Below are 9,028 nucleotides of genomic sequence, written 5' to 3' on the forward strand. Positions count from 1 at the left end.
CGGTAGTTGATGGTCTCCGGCTTCTTGATCTCGCCGTACGACCAGGAGCGAATCCGCTCCGGCGACGCAATCGCGATCTGGATACTGTCGAAGCTCTGAGGCCCGGTCGGCTGGCCGAAGATATTCACCAACTCGTTCATCGAAGCACTCCTCGCGCCTAAGCGCCGTTGCGGGTCCTGGGACTGCTCCCAGGACCCATATCGGTCGCAACGACCGACGATTACACCCCTTACGATCCGCTATCGGCCGACAGGGGGCGTCAGTACTCCTCCTGGTTCAGCTCGACATTCAAGCCGAGCGAACGCAGTTCCTTCACCAGCACGTTGAAGGATTCGGGGATACCGGCCTCGAAGTTATCGTCGCCGCGGACGATCGCCTCATAGACCTTGGTTCGGCCGGACACGTCGTCCGACTTCACCGTCAGCATCTCCTGCAAGGTGTAGGCGGCGCCATACGCCTCCAACGCCCAGACCTCCATTTCACCGAACCGCTGACCGCCGAACTGCGCCTTGCCACCCAGCGGCTGCTGGGTCACCAGGCTGTACGGGCCGATCGAACGGGCGTGGATCTTGTCGTCCACCAGGTGGTGCAGCTTCAGCATGTAGATGTAGCCGACCGTGACCTGGCGATCGAACTGCTCGCCGGTCCGGCCGTCCCACAGGTCGACCTGGCCGGACGAGTTCAGCCCGGCCCGGCCCAGCATGTCGACGATATCGTCCTCGCGGGCGCCGTCGAACACCGGGGTTGCCATCGGAACGCCACGGGTCAGGTTGCGGGCCAACTCCACGACCTCGTCATCGCCGAGCGGCTTTACCTCGGCCTTGAACTGGTCGCTGCTGTACACGTTCTCCAGCTTGGTCCGCAGTTCCGCGACCTTGGGCTCGTCACCCATCGACTCCAGCATCTGGCGGATCTGCCGGCCAAGTCCGGCCGCAGCCCAACCGAGATGGGTCTCCAGGATCTGACCCACGTTCATTCGCGACGGAACGCCGAGCGGGTTCAGGACGATGTCCACCGCCGTGCCGTCGTCGAGGTACGGCATGTCCTCGATCGGGTTGATCTTGGAAATCACGCCCTTGTTGCCGTGGCGGCCGGCCATCTTGTCGCCCGGCTGCAGCTTGCGCTTCACCGCGACGAACACCTTGACCATCTTCATGACGCCCGGCGGCAGCTCATCACCGCGCTGCAGCTTCTCGACCTTGTTGTCGAAACGGGCCTTCAGGAAGTCGATCGACCGGTCGAAGTGCTCCTTCAGGCCTTCGAGGTAGTCCATCAGCTTGTCGTCGTCCGAGACGAACTGGCGCCACTGGCCCGGGGTGTACTGTGCGAACACCTCCGGCGTCAGCACCCCGGCTTTGAAGCCCTTCGGTCCGGCCGTCGCGGTCTTGCCCATCAGCAGTTCGCGCAGGCGGTCGAAGAAACCACGCTCAAGGATGGCACGCTCGTCGTCGCGATCCTTCGCGAGCCGCTCGATCTCGGCCCGCTCGATCGCCTGGCTGCGCTCGTCCTTGTCGACGCCGCGGCGCGAGAACACCCGCACCTCGACGATCGTGCCGTTGACCCCCGGCGGCACCTTCAGCGAGGTGTCGCGGACGTCGGACGCCTTCTCGCCGAAGATCGCACGGAGCAGCTTCTCCTCCGGCGTCATCGGCGATTCGCCCTTCGGCGTGACCTTGCCGACCAGGATGTCGCCCGGATTTACCTCGGCACCGACATAGACGATGCCCGCCTCGTCGAGGTTCTTCAGCGCCTCTTCGCCGACGTTCGGAATGTCCCGGGTGATCTCTTCCTGACCCAGCTTGGTGTCGCGGGCCATGATCTCGAATTCCTCGATGTGGATCGAGGTGAACACGTCGTCACGGACGATGCGCTCGGAGATCAGGATCGAGTCTTCGAAGTTGTAGCCATTCCAGGGCATGAACGCGACCAGCACGTTCCGGCCCAGGGCCAGTTCGCCCAGGTCAGTCGACGGGCCATCACCGATGATGTCGCCGCGCGAGACCACGTCACCGACCTTCACCAGCGGACGCTGGGTGATGCAGGTGTTCTGGTTGGAGCGCTGGAACTTCAGCAGGCGGTAGATGTCGACGTTCGACGATGCGCCTTCCAGGTCTTCGTTCGCCCGGATAACGATACGCTGGGCGTCGATCTGGTCGACCACGCCGGAGCGGCGGGCGACAATGGTGACGCCCGAGTCGCGGGCAACCGTGCCTTCCATGCCGGTACCGACGAACGGTGCCTCGGCCTGCAGGAGCGGCACCGCCTGACGCTGCATGTTCGAGCCCATCAGCGCGCGGTTGGCGTCATCGTTCTCCAGGAACGGAATCAACGCCGCTGCGACCGACACGAGCTGCTTGGGCGACACGTCGATGAGGTCGATGTCCTCGGGGCGCGCCAAACCGAAGTCGCCGCGCTTCCGCACCGGGACCAGCTCTTCCACGAACTTGCCGTCGGCGTCGACCGGGGCGTTCGCCTGGGCAACCGTATAGCGGCCCTCTTCCATCGCGGAGATGTATCGGACCTCGTCGGTGACCTTGCTGTCCGTGACCTTGCGGTACGGGGTCTCGATGAAGCCGTACTGGTTCACCCGTGCATAGGTCGCAAGCGAGTTGATCAGGCCGATGTTCGGACCTTCCGGGGTCTCGATCGGGCAGATCCGGCCGTAGTGGGTCGGGTGCACGTCGCGAACCTCGAAGCCCGCCCGCTCGCGGGTCAGACCGCCCGGTCCAAGCGCCGACAGGCGGCGCTTGTGGGTGATCTCCGACAGCGGGTTGGTCTGATCCATGAACTGCGACAGCTGCGACGAGCCGAAGAACTCGCGCACCGCGGCCGCCGCCGGCTTGGCGTTGATCAGGTCATGGGGCATGACCGTGTCGATTTCCACCGAGCTCATGCGCTCGCGGATCGCCCGCTCCATGCGCAGCAGACCGACGCGGTACTGGTTTTCCATCAGCTCGCCGACCGAGCGGACCCGACGGTTGCCGAGGTGATCGATGTCGTCGATCTCGCCCTTGCCGTCCTTCAGCTCCATCAGGACCTTCAGGATCGCCAGGATGTCGTCCTTGCGAAGGACGCGCAGCTGATCGTCGGTCTCCAATCCCAGGCGCGCGTTCATCTTGACGCGGCCAACGGCCGAAAGATCGTAGCGCTCGGAGTCGAAGAACAGGCCGTGGAACAGCGCCTCGGCGGTCTCCAGCGTCGGCGGCTCGCCCGGGCGCATCACCCGGTAGATATCGACCAGGGCCTCTTCACGGGTGGCGTTCTTGTCGAGCGCCAGCGTGTTGCGCATGTAGGCGCCGATGTTGAGGTGATCGATGGCCAGCACCGGCAGCAGGGTGATGCCCACGCCGCCGATCTTCTCGAGCAGTTCGGTGGTGATCTCCTCGCCGGCGTCGCAGTGCACCAGACCTGTCGACTCGTCGATCAGGTCGGAGCCGACATAGGCGCCGATCAGTTCCTCGTCGGGAACCCACATATCCTTCAGGCCGGCCTCGATCAGCTTGCGCGACGAACGCGGCGTGATCTTGTCGCCGGCCTTCGCCACCACCTCGCCGGTATCGGCATCGACCAGATCGCGAACCAGCTTCGAGCCGCGCAACCGCTCGGCGTCGAACGGCGTGCGCCAGCCCGCACCCTCGCGGGTGTAAGTTACGGTGCCGTAGAAGTTGGTCAGGATCTCTTCCGCACCCATGCCGACGACACGGTCGCGCTGGGCTTCCTCGCCGGTGCGGTGACACTCCGCCAGATACTTGATCGACTCGTCGGACATCAGCGCCAGCAGCAGGGTCGTCGCCGGCAGCTTACGGCGCCGGTCGATGCGCACGTAGACGTTGTCCTTGGCATCAAACTCGAAATCCAGCCACGAGCCGCGGTACGGGATGACCCGCGCCGCGAACAGATACTTGCCCGAGCTGTGGGTCTTGCCCTTGTCATGATCGAAGAACACGCCGGGCGAGCGGTGCATCTGCGAGACGATCACGCGCTCGGTGCCGTTGATCACGAAGGTGCCGTGGGCTGTCATAAGCGGCATGTCGCCCATGTAGACGTCCTGTTCCTTGATGTCCCGGATCGACTTGGAGCCGGTCTCCTCGTCGACGTCCCAGACCACCAGGCGCAACGTCACCTTCAGAGGCGCCGCGAAGGTCAGGCCCCGCTGCTGGCACTCCTCGACGTCGTACTTCGGCTCCTCAAGCTCGTAGCCGACGAATTCCAGCATCGCCCGTTCCGAGAAGTCCCGGATCGGGAACACCGATTTGAAGACCTCCTGGAGGCCCACATCAGTGCGCTTCTCGGGCTCGACGCCCATTTGCAGGAAGGCGTCGTAGGAACTCTTCTGGACCTCGATCAGGTTCGGCATCGGCGCCACTTCGGCGATACGTCCGAAGTTCTTGCGGACCCGTTTGCGACCAGTGAAGGACCCGACTGCGGAAACTGCCATGATATGACCTCGTCGACCTCGCGGGTGACCCGTGGAATCTCAGATGATTCCATCGGTTGAGCAGACTTCGCTCAGATGAGCGATCCCCGGCTCGGCACGGCGCCCGGATGCGGCCCCGATGCCCTGCAGAGACGGGAAAAGGGCGCGGGAGCGGACGCGCCTAGGCACGCCGCTCCCCGCCCGATCTTCATACGGCCGTCAAACTCACTTGAGTTCGACGGTCGCTCCGGCATCCTCAAGCTGCTTCTTGATCTTCGCAGCTTCGTCCTTCGACGCACCGTCCTTGACGGACTTCGGCGCGGCCTCGACCAGGTCCTTGGCTTCCTTCAGGCCAAGGCCGGTGATGGCACGGACTTCCTTAATCACGTTGATCTTCTTGTCGCCGACAGTCGCCAGGATGACGTCGAAGTCGGTCTTCTCTTCAGCCGCCGGAGCGGCGTCGGCCGGAGCCGCCGCCATCGCAACCGGAGCGGCGGCAGAGACGCCCCACTTCTCTTCGAGCATCTTGGACAGCTCCGCCGCTTCGAGAACGGTCAGAGAGGAAAGCTCATCGACGAGCTTCGCGAGATCAGCCATTTGAAACTACTCCTAAGGGTTGGAACTTATAAAGACAGAGCGGTTCGACCACTCTCACTCGGCCTGCTCGCCGCGCGCCGCAAACACCCGGGCCAACCCGCCGGCAGGTGCCACGAGGACCCCCACCATGCGCGATGCCGGCGCCTGCAACAGCCCGACCAGCTTGGCACGCGATTCATCCAGCGACGGGGTCTTGGCCAGGGCCTTGACCTCGTCGGGGCTGAGCGCCCGCTCGCCAAGTCCACCACCGATAATGGTGACCTTGTCGTTCGAGTTAGCGAACTCGACGATCACCTTGGCGGCAGCCACCGGATCGGCCGACGTCGTAACCGACGTCGGACCGGTGAAGCTGGCCGACAGGTTCTCGTAGCGCGTGCCTTGCAGAGCGAGACGGGCGAGCCGGTTCTTGGTGACCTTGTAGCCGGCTCCCGCCTTCCGAACCTTCGAACGCAGCTGCTCCACTTCAGCCACCGTCAACCCCGTCTGATGGGTGATGACGACAACTTCGGAGCTGTCGAAAGTCCGGCGAAGGGAGTCGATGAGGTCAGCCTTTTGAGCTCGATTCACCTCTGTTCTCCGCCTGATGGACCACCCGCAAAACAACGGTGCGGTCCGGTTTGCACGTGGACCCGGCCAAACCTGGCGCGAGCCCGCTCGCCTGTCCCAGAAGTCCAACCGTCCTCGGCTCTCGCCGAATTCCGCTGGCGCTCCCGTCTGTACGGGCGAAATTTAAGGCTCCTTGGTCCGTCGACCGTGAGCCGCCCGTAGTCTCGGACAGGTTGAACCGGGCCGAAGCCCGGTCCACGCCGCCGACCGGTTGCCCGGCCGCCGTCGTTCTTACCCTCGCGCCGCCGGAGCGGTGCTGAGGTTCGCGGTGTCGATCTTGACGCCCGGCCCCATGGTCGAGCTGATCGATACGCGCTTGATATACGTGCCCTTGGCACCAGCCGGCTTCGCCTTCTGGATGGCATCGACGAACGCAGCGGCGTTCGCAACCAGCTGCTCCTCGGTGAAGCTCGCCTTGCCGATCCCGGCGTGCACGAGGCCCGCCTTCTCGGCGCGGAACTCGACCTGACCAGCCTTCGCAGCGGTCACCGCCTCGCCGACATTGGCCGTGACGGTGCCCAGCTTCGGGTTCGGCATCAGGCCGCGCGGGCCAAGGATCTTACCGAGGCGTCCGACGACACCCATCATGTCCGGCGTCGCGATCACCCGGTCGAAATCGATCTGGCCGCCCTGGATCCGCTCCATCAGGTCCTCGGCGCCGACGATGTCTGCGCCAGCCGCCGTGGCTTCCTCAGCCTTGGCGTCCTTGGCAAAGACCGCAACCCGCACGGACTTGCCGGTGCCGTGCGGCAACGACACCACGCCGCGCACCATCTGGTCCGAGTGGCGCGGATCAACGCCCAGGTTCATCGCGATCTCGACGGTCTCGTCGAACTTCGCAACGGCCTTGGTCTTCACCAGCTTGATGGCATCGGCCATCGGATACACGGCGGTCCGGTCAATGCCGGTGTACGCGCCCGCCAAACGCTTGCCTTTGTTCGCCATAGCCGTCACCCCACCACCTCGATGCCCATGGACCGGGCCGAACCCGTGATCATGGCCACCGCACCGTCAACATCAACGGCATTCAGATCCGTCATCTTGGCCTCGGCGATCTCCTTGACCTGCGCCATGGTGACCTTGCCGATCAGTTCCTTGCTCGGGGTCGACGTACCCTTGGCCACGCCGGACGCCTTCTTGAGGAAGTACGACACCGGCGGGGTCTTGGTGACGAAGGTGAACGTGCGATCACCGTAGGCGGTGATCACCACGGGGATCGGCATCCCCTTCTCCAGCTTCTCGGTCGACGCGTTGAAGGCCTTGCAGAACTCCATGATGTTGAGTCCGCGCTGGCCGAGCGCCGGACCGACCGGGGGAGACGGCGTTGCCGACCCCGCGGGGATCTGGAGCTTGATGTAACCGACAATCTTCTTAGCCATCGTATTCTCGCCTTTCTGTCATCGTGACGCGGTACGGCGTACCAGGACTTCGGGAACGCCTCCCACGACACGCACGTTGAACCGGCTCCGCCGGCTCAAACCTTCTCGACCTGAGTGAACTCCAGGTCCACCGGGGTCGACCGTCCGAAGATCGACACCGCGACTTTCAAACGCGCCTTCTCCTCGTCCACGTCCTCGACGTAGCCGTTGAAAGTCGCAAACGGGCCATCGGCGACCCGAACCTGCTCGCCGATCTCGAACGTGATCGACGGCTTCGGCCGGTCCACGCCTTCCGAGACCTGCTTGATGATCCGCGTTGCCTCGCCTTCGGTGATCGGGGTCGGCTTGCCCTTGCCCCCGAGGAAACCCGTCACCTTCGGCTGGCTCGTCACCAGATGCCACGTCTCGTCGGTCAACTGCATCTTCACCAGGATGTACCCGGGGAAGAACTTCCGCTCGGCGCTCACCTTGGCGCCGCGCCGTACCTCAACGATCTCTTCGGTCGGGACCAGAACCTCCTCGATGAGGTCCTCCATCCCCTGCGCGGCCGCCTGCTCGCGCACGGCGGTCGCCACCTTCTTTTCGAAGCCCGAATAGACGTGGACCACGTACCAGCGTATCGCCACCGTCAGCCTCCGAGTCCGAGGACCTTCTGGACGCCCCAAGAGAGCCCCAGGTCCACCAAGAAGAAGAATATCGACGCAGCGAACACCATGATGAACACCATCAAGGTTGCGGTCGCCGTGTCTTTGCGGGTCGCCCAGGTCACGCGCGACACTTCCTGGCGCACCTGCCGCACGAACTGCGCTGGACTCACCTTCGCCATCATCGTTCCCGTTCAGACGCCCGAACGCGGGCGGCGCTTACCGGTCACCCGGCAGCGCCCCCGCGCCCATCCAACTATTGGCAGGAGTGGAGGGGCTCGAACCCCCAGCCCCCGGTTTTGGAGACCGGTGCTCTACCAGTTGAGCTACACTCCTGTACACACCTGTCTTCGACCGGCGTGTTCAACCTTCCGCTATCACTCGACGATCTTTGCGACGACGCCGGCACCGACGGTGCGGCCGCCTTCGCGGATAGCGAAGCGCAGGCCTTCATCCATGGCGATCGGCGCGATCAGATTCACGACCATCGAGATGTTGTCACCCGGCATCACCATTTCCGTGCCCGACGGAAGTTCGACCGTACCGGTCACGTCCGTCGTCCGGAAATAAAACTGCGGGCGGTAGTTCGAGAAAAACGGCGTGTGACGCCCGCCTTCGTCCTTCGTCAGGATGTAGGCTTCGCAATCGAACTTCGTGTGCGGCGTGATCGAACCCGGCTTGGCCAGAACCTGGCCACGCTCGACTTCCTCGCGCTTCGTGCCGCGCAGCAGCACACCCACGTTGTCCCCCGCTTCGCCTTCGTCCAGAAGCTTGCGGAACATCTCGACGCCCGTGCAGGTCGTCTTCGTCGTGTCCTTGATGCCGACGATCTCGATTTCCTCGCCGACCTTGACCACACCGCTCTCGATACGACCGGTCACAACCGTGCCGCGGCCCGAGATCGAAAACACGTCTTCGATCGGCATCAGGAACGGCTGATCCTTCGGACGGTCCGGCTGCGGGATGTAATCGTCAACAGCCTTCATCAGCTCCAGAATGGCGTCATGGCCAATCGTCGCGTTGCTGTCTTCAATCGCCGCCAGGGCCGAGCCCTTGACGATCGGAATGTCGTCGCCCGGGAAGTCGTAAGACGACAGAAGCTCGCGGATCTCAAGCTCAACAAGCTCAAGCAGCTCTTCGTCGTCAACCTGATCCACCTTGTTCATGAACACCACCAGCGCCGGAACACCGACCTGACGGGCCAGAAGAATGTGCTCACGCGTCTGCGGCATCGGGCCATCAGCAGCCGAAACAACCAGGATCGCGCCGTCCATCTGCGCCGCACCCGTGATCATGTTCTTCACATAATCCGCGTGACCCGGGCAGTCGACGTGTGCGTAGTGACGCCCTTCCGTCTCATACTCAACGTGCGCCGTCGAAATCGT

At 63.8% G+C, this 9,028-nt stretch carries 8 protein-coding genes and 1 tRNA gene; all 9 read right to left on the reverse strand.

Annotation, left to right across the window (positions count from 1 at the left end):
- Positions 1-259: 259 nt before the first annotated feature.
- A complete protein-coding gene (gene rpoB, locus RIC54_RS19775) occupies positions 260-4,438 on the reverse strand; it encodes a DNA-directed RNA polymerase subunit beta (protein WP_350098079.1) in 4,179 nt (1,392 codons plus the stop codon).
- Between the two features lie 204 nt (positions 4,439-4,642).
- Positions 4,643-5,014: a 50S ribosomal protein L7/L12 gene (gene rplL / locus RIC54_RS19780; RefSeq protein ID WP_350098080.1), complete on the reverse strand. Its 372-nt coding sequence runs from the start codon at positions 5,012-5,014 to the stop codon at positions 4,643-4,645.
- A gap of 54 nt (positions 5,015-5,068) precedes the next feature.
- Complete coding sequence (gene rplJ / locus RIC54_RS19785; protein WP_350098081.1) at positions 5,069-5,581, reverse strand: 50S ribosomal protein L10; 513 nt, start codon at positions 5,579-5,581, stop codon at positions 5,069-5,071.
- A 270-nt stretch (positions 5,582-5,851) separates the two neighbouring features.
- Positions 5,852-6,565 carry a 50S ribosomal protein L1 gene (gene rplA, locus RIC54_RS19790; RefSeq protein ID WP_350098082.1) on the reverse strand — a complete coding sequence of 238 codons (714 nt, stop codon included), beginning with the start codon at positions 6,563-6,565 and terminating at the stop codon, positions 5,852-5,854.
- Positions 6,566-6,570: 5 nt separating this feature from the next.
- Positions 6,571-6,999, reverse strand: a complete 429-nt coding sequence (gene rplK, locus RIC54_RS19795; RefSeq protein WP_350098083.1) for a 50S ribosomal protein L11 — start codon at positions 6,997-6,999, stop codon at positions 6,571-6,573.
- A gap of 95 nt (positions 7,000-7,094) precedes the next feature.
- Positions 7,095-7,625 carry a transcription termination/antitermination protein NusG gene (gene nusG, locus RIC54_RS19800; protein WP_350098084.1) on the reverse strand — a complete coding sequence of 177 codons (531 nt, stop codon included), beginning with the start codon at positions 7,623-7,625 and terminating at the stop codon, positions 7,095-7,097.
- A 2-nt stretch (positions 7,626-7,627) separates the two neighbouring features.
- Positions 7,628-7,825 (reverse strand): preprotein translocase subunit SecE, encoded by a 198-nt coding sequence (gene secE / locus RIC54_RS19805; protein WP_040745428.1) that lies wholly within the window; start codon positions 7,823-7,825, stop codon positions 7,628-7,630.
- Positions 7,826-7,903: 78 nt separating this feature from the next.
- Positions 7,904-7,979, reverse strand: a tRNA-Trp gene (locus tag RIC54_RS19810).
- Between the two features lie 41 nt (positions 7,980-8,020).
- Positions 8,021-9,028 (reverse strand): elongation factor Tu (gene tuf, locus RIC54_RS19815; RefSeq protein WP_350151357.1); only part of this gene is annotated, 1,008 nt, incomplete at its 5' end.

It is taken from the genome of Thalassobaculum sp. (assembly GCF_040219215.1).
GTDB lineage: Bacteria > Pseudomonadota > Alphaproteobacteria > Thalassobaculales > Thalassobaculaceae > Thalassobaculum_A.